This is a genomic window from Paenibacillus sp. GCM10023250 (assembly GCF_042653205.1).
Lineage (GTDB): Bacteria > Bacillota > Bacilli > Paenibacillales > Paenibacillaceae > Paenibacillus_Z.
Genome location: NZ_JBHSHY010000010.1, coordinates 17,322 through 36,185, shown reverse-complemented (window position 1 = coordinate 36,185; position 18,864 = coordinate 17,322). Strand labels below are relative to the sequence as shown.

Here is an 18,864-nt window from a genome sequence, read left to right as displayed (position 1 = left end):
GCGATGTATCCGGCATGCGGCCGACTTGTAACCAGATTGTAAAATCATGGCGCTGCGCATAATAACCCCGCAATCTCCTGCTAAGATGAGGGGAACGCACACTTTCACGGAGGCTTTCAACTATGGATAAACGCACCATCCTGGTCGTCGAGGACGAGAAGGCGCTCTCGGAGCTGCTCGTCTACGCGCTCGAGCGGGAAGGCTTCGCGGCGGCGAGCGCCGGTTCCGGGACCGAGGCGGCCAATCGGGTCCGCGCGAGCCGGCCGGACCTCATCCTGCTCGACTTGATGCTGCCCGACATGAGCGGCTTCGACCTATGCCGGACCGCATCCCGTGAAGGCTGGAACATTCCGATCATCATGCTGACCGCCAAGTCCGACATGGTCGACAAGCTGCTCGGCATGGAGCTCGGGGCCGACGATTACATTACCAAGCCGTTCGACGTCCGCGAAGTCGTCGTGCGGATCAAAGCCGTGTTCCGGCGCATCGAGCAGGTCATCGGACGCGAGGCGGCGCAGGCGCCGGAGACGATCGCGCTCCGCGGGGACATCGAGATTCGCAAGGCGCAGCGCCTGGTGTGCCGCGAAGGCACGAAGATCGAGCTGAAAAACAAAGAGTTCGAGCTGCTGCTCTTCTTCGCCGAGCACCGGGGCATCGTCTTTACGCGGCCGCAGCTGCTGAACCGCGTCTGGGGCTACGATTTTGCCGGCGATACGCGAACCGTGGACATTCACGTGCAGCGGCTGCGCAAGAAGCTGGACAAGCCCGGCGAGGTATCCGTCATCGATACCGTCTTCGCCGTCGGCTACCGGATGCCGTGAAGCGCCGGCGCTTCCGCCCGGACTCGTCGATCCGGGACAAGATGCTCGTCGCCTTCACGCTCGTCATCGTCGCCGGCCTGCTGTCGCTGCTGCTCGTCTCCATCCGGATCTCGGAGCAAAACGTCTCGCGGATCATCGGCCAGGACGGCGTGCAGCTCGCCAAGACGATGAACATTTACCTCAAGCAATATTTTATGACCAAAAACATCGCGATGGACGCGGACGCCTTCCGTGCCGAGGCCGACGGGCTCGTGAAGGAGCTGAGCGCCGCGGCGGGCAGCCCCGTGTCCGTCTTCGACGCGGGGGGCGGCAGCCTCTCGGCGCTGAACGCGGACTCGGCCCCCGCTTCCGCGGATTTCGCACAGGCGCTGCGCGGCAATGTCGCCTATTCGGTCAGGCGCGACGGCGCGGGCGCGTTCATCAGCCTGTCGAACCCGATCGAGGCCGGCGGCACGCGGATCGGCATCGTGAACACGGTGAAGCGCTATGCCGACCTCGATACGTTCACGAGCCGGTTCCTGACCGCGCTTCGCTGGTTCGCGGTAGGCATCTTCGTGCTCGTGTTCCTGACCGCCGCTTGGCTGGCGGACCGGATCACGCGCCCGGTCGACCGGCTTGCGCGCAGCCTCGGCCGCGTGTCCGAGGGCCTCTACGAGCCGGTGGCGGCTCCGGACGGTAACGACGAGCTCGCCCGGCTCGCCCGGGCCTTCAACGGCATGGTGGAGAAAATCCGCGAGCAGTTCGCCACGATCGAACGGGAACGGGACGCGCTCAAGATCACCCAAGACATGAGCAAAACCTTCTTCGATAACGTGACCCATGAGCTCAAGACGCCGCTCGCGACGATACGCGGCTACGCGCAGCTAATGGAGGAGAACGGCTTCACGGACCGGCCGTTCTTTGACAAAGGCATCCGGTACATCATCGAGGAGAGCCAGCGGTTGAACGACAAAGTCGTGCAGATCCTGGCCTTCTCGACGTCCGGTTCCGAGCGGATCGCCTATCGGTCGGAGCCCGTGGACCTGACCGCGCTGGTGCGGAGCCTCTGCGAGGACATGCAGGTGAAGGCCGGCAAGTACGGCATCGTGATCCGCTGTGACGCCGAGGAATGCCTGACGCTGCGCGGCGACCGGGAGAAGCTGCGGGAGATGCTGCTGAACGTCATCGATAACGCCGTGAAGTACGGCGGCGTCGATTCGGCCGTCGATGTGCGGGCGGCGCGTTCCGGACCGGAGGCGGTCCGCATCGCGGTCCGCGACCGCGGCCCCGGCATTCCGCCAGAGCACGCGGCGCGGTTGTTCGAGCCGTTTTACCGCGTGCCCGGCGACAAGCCGGAGGAAGAGCGCGGCAGCGCCGGTCTCGGCCTCGCCATCGTCAAGACCGTCGCCGAACGGCACGGCGGACGGGCAGATATCCGCAGCACCCCGGGCAAAGGGACGACGCTGACGATCGAGCTGGGAGGGGCGGCGCATGCGTAACGATCTACGAAACCTGAGGAGGGCCGCCGTCCGCGCGCTCGGGCTCGCCGTCATGGCGGCGCTCGTCGCCGCGTCGTTCCTCGGCGTCGGGAACGTCTACCTGCGTTCCTTCGGCGGAGACAAGACGTTCGTGCTGGACCGCTCGCAGCTGGAGGACGGCGCGGAAGCCGGCTTTCGCGTCGAGGGGGCGGTCAAGCGGCATCTCGCCGACACCGTCCTCGGCATGGCGCCGCTCGGCGGCGACCGCCTCTTCATGTCGACGCAATCGGCCGTCGACACGTCGCCCGCGCGAGTCAGCCTGACGGTCCTCGACGTGGCGAGCGAGCGGCAAACGGCGGTGTTGTCCGACGCCGGGCTCCAGACGTACGCCCTGTCGCCGGACAAGACGACGCTGGTCTACCAGAAGGCCATCGCGGGCGCGAACGAGACGGTCTGGTACGATCTGGGGGCCATGCGCCCGACGGACACGCGCTTGAGCAAATCGGGCGACTGGGAGAACTGGCAGAGCCTGCTCGCCGACGGACGCGTGCTGGAGCTGACCAACCGCGAGGTCGCGCTGCGGGACTTGCGCACCGGACGAACCGACATCGTCGTGACGACCGACGCGCTCGAAAGCTTCCTGGCGGCCGAAAACCGGAAGGGCAAGCTGGGACTGGGCAAAATGATGGCGATGGCATCATCCCCGAACGCTGACCGCGTCTACCTGCAGTACTTCCTGCCGGACCGGGAGCAAAGCCTCGTCCTTTCCGTCGATGCGGCGACCGGCGACATCGCGGAAGAAGCGGCCGGCGACATCAAGGCGTTCGTGCCGCTGCGCGGCGGCGGCGTGCTGCTGTCCGGAACGTTGAACGGGGTCGAAGGGCTCTATTCGGCCGCAAGCGGACAAAAGCCCGCCCTGCTCGCGGAAGGCGCGTTCGCGAGCCTTGCGGTCGATCCGGCGCGGGACGTCGTCGCCTACGTGCAGCCCGAAACCGCCGGCATGCAGAGCATCAAAGTCGCCCGCTTCGGCGGCGGCGGCTTGACGGACGCCTCCAGCGTCTATTACGTGCCGAGCATCGTGCGGAGCCTGGCCTGGAGCCCGGACGGGAACGTGCTGTTCGGCGTGTCCGAAGGCGTCTCGGGAAGCGACGTCTACCGCTTCCAGCTGCGCTGAGCGCGGCGGGAGCGACGGGCGGCGGGTAGACGAGGACGAAGGGCGAGATGACGGCGGACGCTGACGGCTAGCGGACGCGGGCTGCGGCGAAGGGCGTGAGTTGTGGAGCGGCGGCCTCGACGGGCGGCCGGCCGATGCGCCTTCCGGCGCGGACCGCCGCGCCTGATACGGATTGAAATTTAAAGCCATTGATCATTGATGCGATAAAGCATTGCTCGCCTTAAATCGGACAACCCCGCGGCTTCATCGGCCGGAGGGTGATTTCGGGCGCAAGCCAAAAAAAATCCCCCGCCCGCGTATCGCGAACGGAGGATGATGGGATATAGGCCCGGTGGGGGTCGAACCCACAACCTACCGGTTAAGAGCCGGTTGCTCTGCCATTGAGCTACGGACCTGCATTAAGATAATTGTATAACAGTTTGAGTGAGCATGCAAGTCTCGATCGGGGTCGAAAAAGCCGGCAGCGCAAATGCCGCGGAGCTTGTCCCTGCCCTGACGAACCGCACGGCACAAAATCGCCGCTAGGATGCCGAAACGCGCGTCAATCGCGGCCCATCCGCCACCTATTCATGAATAACCTCCGGACCGCTGACAAGCAGCCGGAGGTTTGGTCATGCTTGCCTGCCGCGATGCGTTCCCGGGACTGCCTCGGGCGGAGCGCACCGCCGAAACGCGGCACCATGCGGCCGACGGTTACAGCCTCGCGCCGTACCGCCGGACCCGCCAGCCGGTTAACGCAGCCGGGCGAACGAAATCCAGCTCAGCAGGTTAATCCGCGTTTTGACGCCCTTCTCTTTCACCATGCCGTAGAACTCGCCGAGGAACTGCTGCCATTTCCCGCCGAGCTCCTGCTTGGCGGACGGATCGGCCTGCACGTCGTCGATGCTCTGGTTGATCGCCTGCTCGAGATGCGCGAGCGCCTCCCGCAGATGCTGGTCAATGGCTTGGCTGGCCATGCGGCGCCTCCCCCTTCTCCATCGCATACGCGGCTTCCGCCGCGATTTCGCGGTCGAGCCGTTTGCGCATCCGTTCGAACTGGGCTTCGGCGACGATGTCCTCCACTTCTTCGCGGGCCGTCCGCAAGGCATACCGGATCCGGTCCGTCACGCCGGCGATCGCGCCTGTCACGGCGCCCGTTCCCGCGCCCGGACCAGCTTCCGCTCCTTCGCCAGCCCCCGCCCCGGCGAGCGGCCTAAGCGTATTCTTGACGATCGGCAGCAGCGTCGCCGCCGCGAAGGCGAACGCCATGCCCATGATGAGTTTCTCGGTGTTTCGTTCCAGCATGGCCGGATACCCCCTTCTCACGCGTATCGTTAAGGTCGTTTAAGAATCGGTTCAAGTCGTTTCGCTTGTTGTTCAAGTCTGTGTCGGTCAAGTCTATGCGCCGCCGTCTAGGCCGCGATACCGGCCGGGACCAGTGGCGCCGCCGCGCCTTTGCGTTCGAGCAGCGTCAATATCGGCTTGGACAGCGTGGACACCGAGCCGGCAACGAGCAATATCGGCAGCCATTGCGGCAGCGGAATCGGCGACGTATGGAAGAACCCGTTCAGCGCCGGCACGTACAGCGCCGCCAGCAGCGCGGCGCAGGAGAACGCCATGGCGCCGAGCAAATACCGGTCCTCGCGCCATCGCCCCGCCGCCGGCTGCCGGCTCCCCTCGCGCCGCCAGGAAAGCGTCTGGCCGAGCTGCCCGGCCACGAGCGTCGCGAACGCGATGCTTTGCGCCACGGGCACCGGCTGGCCGGAAGCCAGCGCCAGCCCGAACAGGCCGAGCGCTCCCGCGCCCAGCAGGACGCCGCGCGCGATGACTTTCCGATACAGCGGCTTGTCCACGATGTCCGTCCGCTCCGTCTGCTTCGCCCGGCCGCCCGGGTCCACGGCCAGCATCATCGCCGGAATGGCGTCCGTCAGCATGTTCATGAGCAAGATCTGAATCGGCACGAGCGGGATCGGCATGCCCATAATGATCGCCGTGCTGGTGACGAGGATTTCCGCGAGATTGCCGGTCAGCAAGGAGCCGATCGCTTTGCGGATATTGCCGATGATCGTGCGGCCTTCCTTCACGCCGTCCACGATGGAGCCGAACCGGTCCTCCTTCAGCACGATGTCGGCCGTCGCCTTGCTCACTTCCGTCCCGGCACGCCCCATCGCGATGCCGACGTCGGCCTGCCGGAGCGCCGGACTGTCGTTCACGCCGTCGCCGGTCATGGCGACGACGTGGCCCTTGCGCCGCAGCATCGCCACGATGCGCCGCTTATGCTCCGGCGCCATGCGGGCGTAGATGGACACGCGGTCGACGGCCTCCGCCAGCGCCTCATCGCTCATCCGGTCGAGCTCGTGGCCCGACAGCACGTCGCCCGGCCGGCTGCCGGCGGCGATGCCGATCTGCTCGGCGACGGCGATCGCGGTGATCGGGTGATCCCCCGTGATCATGACCGGCTTCACGCCGAGCGCCAGCGCTTCTTCGATGCTCCCGCGGACGTCGGCCTTCGGCGGGTCGATCATGCCGGCCATGCCGACATAGATCAGATCCTGCTCGTCGAGCCCGATCTGGCCGTCGTGTTCGTCCGCCAGCAGCGGACGGTACGCGAAGGCGAGCACGCGCAGGGCGCCGGCGGCCAACCGTTCGCTCTGCGCGACGATCCGCTGCCGCACCTGGTCGTTCAGCGGGTAAATCTTGCCCTCGTGCTGGTAGCGCCCGCAGCGGCGGAGGATCGACTCCACCGCGCCCTTCGAGAAGATCGAGCAGGCGTGGCCGCCGCTCGAGACGTCCCGGCAGACGACGCTCATCTTGCCCGTGCCGGAGTCGAACGGCACCTCCGCGCCGCGGTGCCAATGGGCGAGCCGCTCCGGCCGGATGCCGCCCTTGTAGGCCATCGCGAGAAGCGCGCCCTCGGTCGGATCGCCCTGCATCGTCCACGTATCGCCCTCTTTGGCCAATCGGCTGTTGTTGCACAAGCAGGCGATCTGGAGCAGACGCAGCAGCTCCGGCTGGGCGACGGCGGCGCCGTTCTCCCCGAACGACTTCCAGCCTTCTTTCATCCCCTCCTTCAAGCTCTCGGGGCCGCTCCTAACCATCCTCTCCCGGAACCCGCCCGCCGGATCGTAGCCGCTGCCGGAGACGTCCCAGGCATGGCCGACGGAAGCGATCTGCTTGACGGTCATTTCGTTCTTCGTCAAGGTGCCCGTCTTGTCCGTGCAAATGATCGTGGCCCGGCCCAGCGTCTCGAGCGCCGCGAGCTTGCGGACGTACACGCTGTTCTTGGCCATGCGGAAGAGGCCGGCGCTCAGCCCGATCGTAATGGTGACGGGCAGCCCTTCGGGAATCGCCGAAGCGACCAGCGTAATCGAGGATCCGACCAAGGCCGGGAACGGGATGCCGCGCAGCAGGCCCGCCGCGAACACGACGCTGCCCGCGATGAACGCGTACTTCATGAACCGCTTGCTGATGGACGTGACCCTGGCCTGAAGCGGCGTCTGCGCGCGGTCGTCGCGCTTCAGCATCGCCATGAGGCGGCCGATCTCCGTGTCCATCCCGGTCCGTACGACGACGCCGAGCGCCTTGCCGCGGGAAATGTCCGTGCCCATGTGCAGCATGCAGCTGCGTTCCGGCAGCGGGCAGTCGCCGCCCGCTTCGGTTTCCGTCTTCGCGACGGGCAGCGACTCTCCGGTCAGCGCGGCTTCGTTGGCCTCCAGGTTCCAGGCGCGGACGATCCGGATGTCGGCGGGCACCTGGTCGCCGGACTCCAGGCGGACGATGTCGCCGGGCACGAGCTCCGCCGCGCCGATCAGCCGTTCCTCGCCGCCCCGGATCACCTTGGTATCGTGCGGCAGCACCCGGTTCAGACTCTCCACGATCCGCTCGGCCTTCCGTTCCTGAAACGTCCCGATCGCCGCGTTCGCCAGCAGCACGGCGCCCATCGCGAGCCCGTCGAACATCCCGCCCGTCAGCAGGGCGAAGGCCGTCGTTCCGAGCAATACAAGCGTCGTGAATTCCTTGAACTGGCCGAGGTAAGAGACAATCCACGGCGTCGGCGGCTTCTCCGCGAGCCGGTTCGGTCCGTACCGGAGACGGAGCGCCTGCGCTTCGTCATCCGACAGCCCGTGCTGAATGCGCACGCGGAACCGCTCGGCGACGCGTTCCCACGGGAGACCGTGCCATGCCGCGGTCTCCGCGTCCGGCGCCGCCGGAGGCGCATGAATCAGGGCGGCGCCGGAGGCCGCCGTCTCCGACGCCGCGGCCACTTCGCCGTGCGCCGCGAACGCCGCGGCCGGCGCAGGACGCGGCGCGCCGCCGGCCGGGAATTCGCGCAGCGCCAGCTGCTGCGTGCGCGACAGGAAGACGAGCGACAGCGCGTCGCCGATCAGATTCGCGAGCGGCGCGCCGATAACGCCCGCCGCAGTGAGCAGCGCGCCGCACGCGGTCCACAGCCGCGTCAGCTTGAAATGCGACCGGGCCGCTCCGCCGATCCGCCGCGCGGACCGTCTGGCATCCAGCAGCCGGGCAAGCCCGTCCGGCGCGACAACCGGCGCGCCCGCTTCCTTCAGATACCGGAAGCCGGCATCTTCGTCGTCGTCGTTCGGCTCGCCGACGAGCAGCACCGCTTCGCCAGCCTCATGCAGCTTGGCGAGGCGCTCCGCCACTTCGTACGCCGGCGCGTCCAGCCAATCCGTCCGCAAGCCGAAGCGTTCCATCGCAGCATGCCCGAAGCCGGCGCCGTCCGCCCACACGGCCGCTTGCAGCCCTTCTTCGCGGGCACGAGAGAGCATCGTACGCCATTCCGCGCTCATGTCTTCCACGCGGTAGATCAGCCCGAGGCAATGCCAGCCGCCGCCGGCCTGCTTCGCCAGGTACAGCACCTCGCAGCCTTTGCTCTCCAGCCGCTTCGCCTCTACATAATAGGCTTCGTACGGGATGCCATGGCGCATCATGCTGGACAAGCTGCCGAGGCAATACGGCACGCCGCCGATCAGGCCGCGCATCCCGTCCTCCTCGCGCTCCACCCGGAAGGCGGTACGCAGCGTCCGGCACGAATCCTTCGCTTTGCGCAGCACCTCCGTCTTCCACGGATGATCCGCCTTGGCCATAAGGCTCGCCGCCGCGCACACGAGCTTGTCCGGATCTTCGTCGTTCGACAGCGACGCCGTCTCCCGGAAATCCGCTTCCGCGAGCAGCGACGTATTCTCCAGCAGCAGCGTGCCGGACTGCGCGATGGCCGCAAGCGAGACCGAGTCCGGCAGCGGATGGCGCGCTTCGCGTGCCGCCAGCTCGGCCTGCTGCCAGGCCGCCTTCACAGGAATGGTCGCCGGACGCGGATTGGACGCGAGCAGCACCCCTAGCGCCCGCATCGGGCTGCGCGTCAGCAGCCAGGTCACGCCCGCGGCGGCGAGGCCGAGCCGGCCGGCGCGCTCGCTGTACGCCCGAACCTCAGGGCCGAGCGGCTGCTCATCTATGTCGCGGACGCCGAGCCGGCTGCGCTGCCAATTCATATACTGCAGCACCGTGAAGCCGCCCAGCACGACAAGGCTTTCGCGGAACAGCGCGAGTCCGAGTGCGGCCGTGCCCAGTACGAGATCGGCGTTCAGCTTCCGAGATTCCGCGAACCGGTCGAAGCCCCGCCGCAAAAACGGATAACCGGTGACGGCCGCAACCGCCCCGGACATATAAAACAAGCCTGGCTTCTCCGCCAAAGCGGATCGGCCGAACATCAGCTGCTTCGCGCCGAGCGCGAGCAGGCCGCCCATCGCCACGGCGAGCGGCAGGGGCACTCGGGACGGCGCGAGGGTGGACGGCAGCGGCGCGTCGGCCGACCTGCCGGGCTCGCCGCCGTCCGGACGCGTCCGCGCATCCGGCGGATCAGCCGGCGCCGGGGGCGGCGCGCCGTGCGCGGCCTCCGCGTGCGCGGCCGGCAGCTCGAGCGAAGCCGCCGTCATGGCGTGCGCCGCTGCCATGGACGGCGCCGGACCGTCCGCGTGCTCGAGCGCGGCTGGCCCTGCCGCGGGCCGAGCCGCCAGCCCTGCAGCCGGCCCGGCCTCCTCCCCGGCCGGCGCCGCGGACGGTCCGCCCGCTGCCGCGCCCGACTGCCCGGAGATGCCGCGCTCCAATTCCTCGAGCCGCCGCAGCAGCGCCGGCTCGGAGAGCACGCGCTCGTCGTACCGGACAAGCACCCGTCCGGTCACCGCGGAAGCGTCGACGGCGGCGATGCCCGGCCATAGCGCCAGCTCCCGGCGCAAATCGGCTTCCATCCGCTTGTTATGCTGCAGTCCCGCGAATTCCAGGCGAATCCGCCCCGGCAAAGAGCGGCAAATGATATTGTGAGGCGTGTGACTGATCATGAAGAGCTCCTTTCGGGGTAAAGCTGCATGGTACATGGTATTTAGCGTAGTATACGCAGGATGAATCGGCTTATGCAGGGGCCGCGCGCTGCCCGAACCGTGCATAGATCGCCGCATGGCGAGGGATAATTTGCCTACTTGTTCGGTAATCGCAATCGGGGACCGACGTGACTACAAAGGAGGAAACAATCATGATCAAATCGCGCGTAGGCTTGCTGCTGGGCGGGGCGGCCTTGCTGCTGGCGCTGTCGCCGGAAGCCAGAAGGGCGGTCCGCCGCTGGGCGGTCAAGGGTACGGAGGGCGTGCTCGACATGACGGATATGGCGAAGAGCGCGGGCGCGGCGGTTCAGCGAAGGTTCGCGGCCCCGTCCGATACAATCATTCCCAGCGACCGGCACACGCAACATTAGCCTGAATCGGGGCACACTCTGAGCAGGCCGTTTTTTTCGGGCGGCCTGAATCGGATATCGAGAAACGGAGGCAATTGCAATGATTCAAAGCAGTTCGGTCGTGGCTGGCATTCTTTCGGGTGGCATGACCCAGCTTCAAGATACGCGCAGCCTGCAGCATGGCTCGATGGGCAAGCGGGAATACACCGCCCATACGGTCGAAAACGTCACCGGCGCGGTAGGCGTGATGGCCGGCGTCGAATACGGCGCCGTCGTCGGCAGCGCGCTGCTTCCGGGCGTCGGCACCGTGCTCGGCGCGGTCGTGGGCGGCGTGCTCGGCGACCGTCTCGGACGCGCGGTCGGCGGACAAGCCGGCCATATGATCAGCCGCAACCAAATGGTCAACAAAGTGACCGATCCGATCGCGGAAGCGATTCAGTAAGCCCCGAACCGTCCGTCATCGCTTCAGAGTCCTTGGGATGCCGGGAGGGACGCACTCGCCGCGGTCCTCCCGGACTTCCATTACAACCTTCCCGCCAACTTCCCAACCTTCACCGAACCCTCCATCGCATGCACGACTGCTGTACGACCGCTGCATGACCGCGCGCATCACGCCCTTCCCGAGGTGCTGTAACGGCATGCAAAAAAAAGCCGCGTCCCGAACCGGGTCCGCAGCTTCATCAGCGGCGATGCGCGTAAGGGCGCGGGCCGCCTATTTGCGTGTCATCAAACGGTAGCATCTGCGCAGCAATCGCCAGGTCACGCTCGTGCGAATCGAGATCGTTTCCGGCGGCTCGTTGCGGTTGGTCATTTCCATGCGATCACCCCTCTGGATTGGCGCCGGCTCGCATGCCGGCATTCTATTTCCCATTGTCCCCAACCTTTCGCGAAGCCATGCGTCCGTACGGACTGGTGAATGCCGGAAACGACCGGCGGACCGTCCCGCTGACGATTATGATCATCAAGTGATATAATGTCCCTTAACGAAACCGTGCAGAGCACACGACAAGCGAGGACTGATGACGATGCGAAACGCCGATGCGTCGAGAGAGCGCATCCTGGAGGCGGCCATGGCGGAATTCTCCGCGTACGGCATCGCGGGCGCGCGGGTCGACCGTATCGCCAAGGCGGCCGGCTGCAACAAGAACCTGATCTACATCTATTTCGAAAATAAAGAAACCCTCTTCGCCACCCTGCTCAAGAAGCACCTGCTGCGCGTGTACGAGGACATCGCTTTCACGCCCGACGACCTTCCGGGCTACGCGGCGCGCGTGTTCGATTTCGGGATGTCCCGTCCCGATCTGATGCGCCTGCTCGCCTGGTTCAACCTAGAGCAGCACAACGTCGTCCCCCCCGAACGCGGCGCGGCGCACGGCGCCAAGGTCGAGGAGCTGGCGGAGGCGCAGCGCGACGGACGCATCGGCGGCGCGTTCCCGCCCGACTTCCTGATGACCGCCATTATGGCGCTGGCCACGGCCTGGACGGCGGCGAACCCGTTCGGCGCTTCGCTTGACGCGGCCAGCACGAAGGACCTGGCGGCGCTGCGCGGCGCCGTCTCGGCGGCGGTCGGGCTGCTCGCTCAGCGGGACGACGCGTCCCGCTGAGCGCGCCCCTGCATTTCCCTTCATGCCCTTTCCTCCGCCGGAGACGCCGGTATGGTACAATCAAGGCGTTCGCTAAAGCAGAGGAGTTCTTGAATGACCCTATCGAAAAGTTTGAACTATTTGCGGAAATTGCTCGCCCCCTACGAACGCTCGAGCTGGCCTCGCAGCGTCTGGCAGCTGTTCAACACCTTCGTACCGCTGATCTTGCTGTGGTACGGAGCGTATCGAAGTCTTTCCGTCTCCTACTTGCTTACGCTCGCGATCGCTTTGGTCGCCGCCGGACTTATGGTTCGGGTTTTCATCATTTTCCATGACTGCTGCCACGGCTCGTTCTTCGCGAACCGAACGGCAAACGAAATCATCGGTACGCTGGCGGGCGTGTTGACCCTCAGTCCATTTCGCCAGTGGCGGAACAGCCATGCCATTCATCATGCGACCAACGGCAACTTGGACCGGCGGGGAACGGGCGATATCTGGACGCTCACGGTCGACGAATATGTGGCCCTGCCCCTGTTCAAGCGTATCGGCTACCGCATCTACCGGAATCCGCTCATCCTGTTCGGCTTAGGTCCGATCTATGTGTTCCTGATCGACTATCGGTTTAATCGCAAAAAGGCGAAGACGGCCGAACGGCTCAATACGCATCTCACGAATCTAGGCATCGCCGCGCTCGCCGCGCTGCTGTGCGAGGCGGTCGGCTGGCAGGCATTCGTGCTCATTCAAGCGCCGATCTTCCTTGTCTCGGGCGTGGCCGGCTTCTGGCTGTTCTACGTCCAGCACCAGTTCGAACACAGCTACTTCGAGAAGAACGAGAATTGGAGCTATGTCGATGCCGCGCTGAACGGAAGCTCGTTCTATAAATTGCCGGGCATCCTGCAGTGGTTCTCCGGAAACATCGGGTATCACCATATCCATCATCTGAGCCCTCGGGTCCCGAATTACTTTTTGGAACGGACGCATGACGAGAATCCGATGCTGAACGGCGTCCGCCCCGTTACCTTGATATCCAGCCTGCGCTCTCTTCGATTCCGGATCTGGGACGAACATCGCAAGCAGTTAATGGGTTTCGGCTATGTCAAACAGTATCGGGCGGCTCAATCCGGCAAGAGCGCCTGATGCCCATCGCAAAAAAAAAGCCAAACAGACAACTGCCCGCAGTTGTCTGTTTGGCTTTTGACGCGCGTTCGCCCCGTAGGACGGCCGAAGGTCACTCTTCCGTCCGCTCCTTCGACTCCTTTTCGGCGGCTTTCCGTTCCAGCCCCGAATCGTACAAAATCGGCAGTTCCTTCTCGCCCGCCACCATCGGCGATCCGCACTGCGCGCAGACGGGCGAATCCTCGAATGAATAACGCTGGCGCATCCAGCCGTTGCAGTCCTCCTTCGTACACGACCAGATGGCGGTCATTTCCGTCGGGTACTCCACCGGAACTCTCTTGCGGGAATTGTACACGGGCGCAAGCCTCCTTATCGCTCCTCGAAAAAAGCCGCCTATCGAAACCAAGCAGCCCTGCTGCCCTTTCAGTACGCGGCATTTCCAATCTTATACGAGACTTATACTATACCACAGCAGGCCCGATTTAGCGATGCCCGATTCGGATGCGCGGCCGGACGGCCTGCGCCGAAGCCGACTTGCGCACACCTCGAACGGCCGCCCAGCCTGAATTGATATATCATTTGAATAAAAATGAATATATTGACATCTCGCGAGCGAGAGAATTATAGTGTTGATGAAAGCGCTTCATAGTTCGGTTCACCCTTGTCCGTCCTCATCGCAGATGCTGCCGAACAATCCTTTTGCAATGGAGGTAACCTGACGGTGCTGAACAAATCGACATCCCGGTTATTGGCGGTTGCGGCCGCCTGCTCGCTGGTGCTTGCTCCCCTCACGGCCATGGGCCCCGCCCCCAAGGCGAACGCCTACTCGTCTACGGACGCCGACACGGCTATCAAGGCGTTCAACGCGGCTTTCTGGGACGGCAGCGCGAAGTATTTCCGGGCCAATTCCAAGCAAGCCGACAATTATCAAGGCTTCTGGGTGGAAGCGGAGCTGTGGGAGACGGTCATGGACGCGTACCTGCACACTTCCGACCCGGCGCTGAAGGCTCAGCTTCGGACCCAGATCGACGACGTCTTCGACGGCACGGTCGCCAAGTACGGCGACGACTGGACGAACAACCATTTCAACGACGACATCATGTGGTGGGCGATGGCGAGCGCGCGGGCGTACGCGATCACCCAAGAGCCGCGCTATCTGGAGAAGGCCAAGTATTATTTCGACTTCGTCTACGACACGCAGTGGGACGACGAATTCGCGGGCGGCGGCATCTGGTGGATGAACAGCCAGCATGACAGCAAGAACGCGTGCATTAACTTCCCGGCGGCCGAAGCGGCGGTGTTCCTGTACGACGTCACGCAGGACGACCGTTATTTGCAAGCCGCAGCCCGGATTTACACATGGGGCAAAACAATGCTGACGGACGGCAACGGCAAAGTATACGACCGCCTCGAGGTCGGAAATGGGACCGCCGGCGGCGCGACGCACTACAATCAAGGCACGTTCATCGGCGCGGCCGCCGGCCTGTACCGGCTGACCGGGGACCGCACGTACCTGGACGATGCCGTGAAGGCCGCGGCCTACACCAAGCGCGACCTGACCGACGAGAACGGCCTGCTGCGCTACGAAGGCCCGAACGGCGACTTGAAGGGCGGCAAGACGATCCTGATCCGCAATATGGCTTATCTGCTCGAGGCGCTGGAGCCGCAGACCGACGGCCCGTACGTCCAGGCGCGCGGCGAGCTGGCCGACTGGCTCGCCTTCAATGCGGAGACGGCTTGGAGCAACCGCAATCCGGACGGCATCGTCGACGGCAACTGGGCGGGGCAGCTGCTAGCCGGCACGTACGAATCGTGGTCGGCCTCCGGCGCCGTCGAGGCGCTGTCCGTGCTGGAGCCGCGGACGGCGCAGGTACGCTACGCGGACAAGGACCCGTTCAACCGCATCGAAGCGGAGAAATACAACATCGGCACCGGCTTCGTGATGGAGGACAGCACGGACGGGACCATTCAGCTCGGCGGCATTCAGCCGGGCATGTACGCGGCGTACCGGAACGTCGATTTCGGCGCGGGCGGGGCCAAGGGCTTCATCGCGCGGGCGGCGAGCGCCACCGGCGGCGGCAATATCGAGATCCGGCTGGACGCGCCGGACGGCCCCAAGGCCGGCACCTTGAACGTGCAGGGCACCGGCGGCTGGAACAACTTCTCGGACGCCGTCGGGCTGCTGACGGACGATCAGGGACGGCCGAGCGTCGTGACCGGCAAGCATGACGTCTATCTCGTCTTTACGAAGACGAACGACCAATATCTGTTCAACCTGAACTGGTTCAAGTTCACCACGACCGATCCGACGCGCACGGACGCCTACGCCCGGCTGAAGGCCGGCAATTACGACGATGCCGCCGGGCTCGGCAAGAACGCCGAATTCGGCTTTCTCGACGGCATTACGAACGGCGCGCATGCCGTCTACCGCGGCATCGACTTCGGCGCCGCCGCCGCCGGCGCGACGTTCCACGTCGCGAGCGGCAGCCAGGGCGGCACGATCGAAGTGCGGCTTGACGCCCTGGACGGTCCAATCGCCGGCACGGTCGACATCCCGGCGCTGGGCACGTGGGACAAGTGGGTCGACATCATGGGCAATCTCGACGACACGCGGGCGAAGGGCATTCGCGACGTCTACCTCGTCTTCCGCGGCGCAAACGGCAGCGACTATCCGCTCAATCTCGACTGGTTCACCTTCTCGACGGTGAAGGGGCAGGCGCGGGACGCGTACGGCAAGCTCGAGGCGGAGAACTATACGACCGCCGTCGCGGTGGGCCGCGAGAACGGCGGCGGGCAGACGTACCTGGCCGGCGTCTATGGACCGAACGAGCCGTACGCGATGTATAATTACGTCGATTTCGGCAGCGCGAGCCCGACGGCGTTTACCGTCAACGCCGCCAGCGACACGGGCGGCGGGACGATCGAGGTGCGCCTCGACAGCCTGAGCGGCCCGTTGATCGCGACAAGCACCGTGACGGGAACGGGCGGCTGGCAAAATTTCGAACGGTTCACGGCGAACGTGACGGCGCAGGTGACCGGCAAGCATATCGTCTTCCTGCTGTTCAAGGGCGGGGATTATCTGTACAACCTCGATAAGTTCACGTTCGGCGATCCTGCCGTATTCGACGCGCCGCCGGCGCCCGGGACGCCGGCGGAAGACCACGTCGCGCCGGGCGAAGTGACGCATGTGCAGCTCGTGCGCGGAGACGACCAAGTGAAGCTCTATTGGGACGGCCCATACGACACCGACGCCGAGAAGGTGCAGCTTGCGCTGCTGAAGGGCAGCCAGCCGGTCGGCGAAACGGTCGAGGTAAAGCGCGGCGTCCAGAGCATCGTCCTTCCGGGCATCGAGAACGGCGCGACGTACACGGTGTCGATCAAGACGGTCGACAAGGCGGGGAACGTCTCGCACGGCGTGATGTTTCCGGTCGAAGCGGCCTTCGCGCTGGAAGCCGGCGGAACGGCGGTGCCGGAGGGCGGCGCGGTGCCGGATGACCGGCCGCTGACGTTCCGGCTGCAGGCCGGCCTGACGGCCGTTCGGTCGGCCGCGATCACCGTCGACGGTCGTACGTACACGGTCGATGCGGCGCATCCGGCCGCCGAGCTCGACTTCGCCGGCATGACTGGCGCCAGGACGGCGGCGATCGTCTTCACGGACTACGCCGGCGTCTCGATCCGGCAGACGTTCGGCTTCCGGGTCGAGACGAGCATCGCTGCGTTGGAGCGGCTCGTCGCCCGCTATCAAGCCTCCGGCGACCTGCGCGGTCCGCTCGTGCCGCAGCTCGGCAACGCGCTTGACCAGGCGCAGCATCAGCAGGACGGCGGCAAGCCGAAGCAGGCGGCCAAGCATCTGCGGGATTTCCTGAAGCATCTGAACAACCCGGCTATGGGCAAAAACGTGTCCGACGGTGCCAAAGCGGTGCTGGGCGCGGACGCGCAGTGGCTGATCGAGCAGTTGTCGTAAGCTAAAAGGAGGCTGCGGCGGAGAACCCTCGCCGGCCCGCCCGGCGGAAGAGGATGCGGTGCAGGGTCGCGCCGCATCGGAGAACACGAGAAAAGGGATACCCATGCTCTCTCGCATGGGTATCCCTTTTGCGCATGGATGCTTCATGCCGTTAACCAGCCGTCCCGCTCCGCTTCTTATCTCCGCTTCGGCTGCTTCTCCCGGCCTTCGCAATCTGGACCCGCAGGGTCAAGCAGCAGCCGCCTCTGCCCGCGCGTCTGGCGCCTCCCATTGTTCCCGGCCGGGGAAACGGGTAAGATCGAAGGAAACGGGACAACCCCTGCCCGACAAACGAATCGATGGGAGGACGCTCCATGTACCTGGTCACATCCGAAGAAATGCGCCGGCTGGACCGGCAAACGATCGACGGCCTCGGCATTCCGGCATTGGTCCTGATGGAGAACGCGGGCCGGGCCATCGCCGAGGAGGCAGTCCGGCTGCTCGCCGAGGCGGGCAAACCCCGGGCCGCATGGGCGATCCTCGTCGGCAAAGGCAACAACGGCGGCGACGGCCTCGTCTGCGCGCGGCATCTGCGCGAGCTCGGCCATGAGGCGGTGCTCGTATACGCCGTGCCGCCGGAGCAGCTGACCGGCGACGCGGCCGTGCAGCGCGGCATCGCGGAGCGGCTCGGCATTCCCGCGCGCGCCTTCGCGGACGCCGGCCCCGCCGCCTGGGAAGGCTGCGACGGCCTCGTCGACGCGCTGCTCGGCACCGGCACGGCCGGCGCGCCGCGGGAGCCGTACGCCGCGCTGATCCGGGCGGCGAACGCGAGCGGGCTGCCGATCGTGGCGGCGGACATCCCGAGCGGCCTGAACGCCGACACCGGCGGGACGGCCGAGCCGTGCATCCGCGCGTCCGTCACCGTCGCGCTCGCGCTGGCGAAGCGCGGGCTGCTGCAGCATCCCGGCGCGGAGGCGGCCGGCCGCGTCGTCGTGCGGCCCATCGGCATCCCCGAGGCGCTGGCCGCGGCGATGGACGTCCGCGCGTTCGCGCTCGGCGAGCGGGCGTTCCGCGAGCGGCTCGGCCTCGCGTGGCCGCTTCGCCGCCAAGCCGACGCGCATAAGGGCACGTACGGCCACGCGCTGATCGCCGCGGGCTCGCGGGCGATGAGCGGCGCGGGGCTGCTCGCCGCGAAGGCGGCGCTGCGCGCCGGCAGCGGGCTCGTCAGCTGGGCACTGCCGGAGGCGCTTGCCCTGCCCATGGCCGGGCGGCTGCCGGAAGCGATGCTGCACGGCGTGCCCGACGACGGGCGCGGCGATTGGCGCGCCGCGCCGCCCGAGGCGCTTGCCGCGCTGGCCGCCGGCAAGCAAGCGCTCGTCATCGGCCCGGGACTCGGCCGATGGGAAGGCGACGGCGCCTGGCTGCGCGCCGTCTGGGAAGCGGCGGACGGCGTCCCGCTGGTCGCGGACGCCGACGCCTTGAACATGCTGGCCGCCGCCGGCGAACACGGCGGCGGCGAGCCCTTCGCCGCCTGGCCGCGCCGCCGGGCGCCGGTCGTGCTGACGCCGCATCCCGGCGAGATGGCGCGGCTCTGCGGCCTGACCGTCCGCGAGGTGCAGCGCGACCGGATCGGCCTCGCGCGGCGCTTCGCCGAGCGGCACGGCGTCACGCTCGCGCTGAAGGGCGCCGGCACGGTCGTCGCGACGCCGGACGGGACGGCGTACGTGAACCCGACCGGCAATCCCGGCATGGCGACGGGAGGCTCGGGCGATGTGCTGGCCGGCATCATCGGCGGCCTGCTCGCCCAAGGGCTGACCGCCGGGCAAGCGGCCGCGGCCGGCGTGTACCTGCACGGCGAAGCCGGCGACCGGGCCGTCGCCGCCCGCGCCACGGAAGCCGGCCTGATCGCCGGCGACATCATCGAGGCGCTGTGAAGCCGCCTCGGGTGAGCAGGCCGAGACTCGCCCGCCGCCTCCTAGGCGCTCTCCTGCCCCGATAACGACGAAAAGGCTGCCGAGCTCGGCAGCCTTTTCGTTCTCTTCCTTA

At 66.3% G+C, this 18,864-nt stretch carries 13 protein-coding genes and 1 tRNA gene; 9 read left to right on the top strand and 5 right to left on the bottom strand.

The window, feature by feature from the left end:
- Positions 1–122 precede the first annotated feature (122 nt).
- The 3 genes from ACFPB1_RS10640 to ACFPB1_RS10630 are packed head-to-tail and all read left to right on the top strand — an operon-like array spanning position 123 to position 3,452.
- A complete protein-coding gene (locus ACFPB1_RS10640; RefSeq protein ID WP_379224882.1) occupies positions 123–821 on the top strand; it encodes a response regulator transcription factor in 699 nt (232 codons plus the stop codon).
- The gene (locus ACFPB1_RS10635) at positions 818–2,299 is read left to right on the top strand and encodes a sensor histidine kinase (protein WP_379224880.1); all 1,482 of its coding nucleotides are present in this window, start codon (positions 818–820) and stop codon (positions 2,297–2,299) included. Before ACFPB1_RS10640 ends, ACFPB1_RS10635 begins: the two co-directional genes overlap by 4 nt.
- On the top strand, positions 2,292–3,452 hold the full coding sequence (locus ACFPB1_RS10630) for a hypothetical protein (RefSeq protein WP_379224878.1): 1,161 nt from the start codon (positions 2,292–2,294) through the stop codon (positions 3,450–3,452). Before ACFPB1_RS10635 ends, ACFPB1_RS10630 begins: the two co-directional genes overlap by 8 nt.
- Positions 3,453–3,775: 323 nt before the next feature.
- Here ACFPB1_RS10630 and ACFPB1_RS10625 read toward each other — a convergent pair.
- The 4 genes from ACFPB1_RS10625 to ACFPB1_RS10610 all read right to left on the bottom strand — a co-directional run bounded on the left by ACFPB1_RS10625 (position 3,776) and on the right by ACFPB1_RS10610 (position 9,787).
- Positions 3,776–3,847: transfer RNA gene (locus tag ACFPB1_RS10625), tRNA-Lys, on the bottom strand.
- A 336-nt stretch (positions 3,848–4,183) separates the two neighbouring features.
- The gene (locus ACFPB1_RS10620; protein WP_379224876.1) at positions 4,184–4,408 is read right to left on the bottom strand and encodes a hypothetical protein; all 225 of its coding nucleotides are present in this window, start codon (positions 4,406–4,408) and stop codon (positions 4,184–4,186) included.
- Entirely contained in the window at positions 4,389–4,736 is a 348-nt protein-coding gene (locus tag ACFPB1_RS10615) for a DUF5132 domain-containing protein (RefSeq protein WP_379224874.1), read from the bottom strand. The genes ACFPB1_RS10620 and ACFPB1_RS10615 overlap by 20 nt, the downstream gene beginning before the upstream one ends.
- A 107-nt stretch (positions 4,737–4,843) precedes the next feature.
- Entirely contained in the window at positions 4,844–9,787 is a 4,944-nt protein-coding gene (locus ACFPB1_RS10610; RefSeq protein WP_379224872.1) for an HAD-IC family P-type ATPase, read from the bottom strand.
- A 191-nt stretch (positions 9,788–9,978) separates the two neighbouring features.
- Here ACFPB1_RS10610 and ACFPB1_RS10605 point away from each other — a divergent pair, with 191 nt between their 5' ends.
- The 4 genes from ACFPB1_RS10605 (at position 9,979) to ACFPB1_RS10590 (ending at position 12,896) form a co-directional block, all read left to right on the top strand.
- Positions 9,979–10,197: a hypothetical protein gene (locus ACFPB1_RS10605; RefSeq protein ID WP_379224870.1), complete on the top strand. Its 219-nt coding sequence runs from the start codon at positions 9,979–9,981 to the stop codon at positions 10,195–10,197.
- Positions 10,198–10,276: 79 nt separating this feature from the next.
- A complete protein-coding gene (locus tag ACFPB1_RS10600; RefSeq protein WP_379224868.1) occupies positions 10,277–10,618 on the top strand; it encodes a hypothetical protein in 342 nt (113 codons plus the stop codon).
- A 583-nt stretch (positions 10,619–11,201) separates the two neighbouring features.
- Positions 11,202–11,780, top strand: coding sequence for a TetR family transcriptional regulator (locus ACFPB1_RS10595; protein ID WP_379224866.1), 579 nt, complete (start codon positions 11,202–11,204; stop codon positions 11,778–11,780).
- Between the two features lie 93 nt (positions 11,781–11,873).
- Positions 11,874–12,896 (top strand): fatty acid desaturase, encoded by a 1,023-nt coding sequence (locus ACFPB1_RS10590; protein WP_379224863.1) that lies wholly within the window; start codon positions 11,874–11,876, stop codon positions 12,894–12,896.
- A 91-nt stretch (positions 12,897–12,987) separates the two neighbouring features.
- On the opposite strand, the gene ACFPB1_RS10585 is transcribed toward ACFPB1_RS10590, so the two are convergent.
- Positions 12,988–13,230 carry a cold-shock protein gene (locus tag ACFPB1_RS10585; protein WP_379224861.1) on the bottom strand — a complete coding sequence of 81 codons (243 nt, stop codon included), beginning with the start codon at positions 13,228–13,230 and terminating at the stop codon, positions 12,988–12,990.
- Positions 13,231–13,596: 366 nt separating this feature from the next.
- On the opposite strand from ACFPB1_RS10585, the gene ACFPB1_RS10580 reads away from it, so the two are divergent.
- Together ACFPB1_RS10580 and ACFPB1_RS10575 are read left to right on the top strand one after the other, a co-directional pair.
- The gene (locus ACFPB1_RS10580; protein WP_379224859.1) at positions 13,597–16,839 is read left to right on the top strand and encodes a carbohydrate-binding protein; all 3,243 of its coding nucleotides are present in this window, start codon (positions 13,597–13,599) and stop codon (positions 16,837–16,839) included.
- A 353-nt stretch (positions 16,840–17,192) separates the two neighbouring features.
- On the top strand, positions 17,193–18,752 hold the full coding sequence (locus ACFPB1_RS10575) for an NAD(P)H-hydrate dehydratase (RefSeq protein WP_379224857.1): 1,560 nt from the start codon (positions 17,193–17,195) through the stop codon (positions 18,750–18,752).
- Positions 18,753–18,864 lie beyond the last annotated feature (112 nt).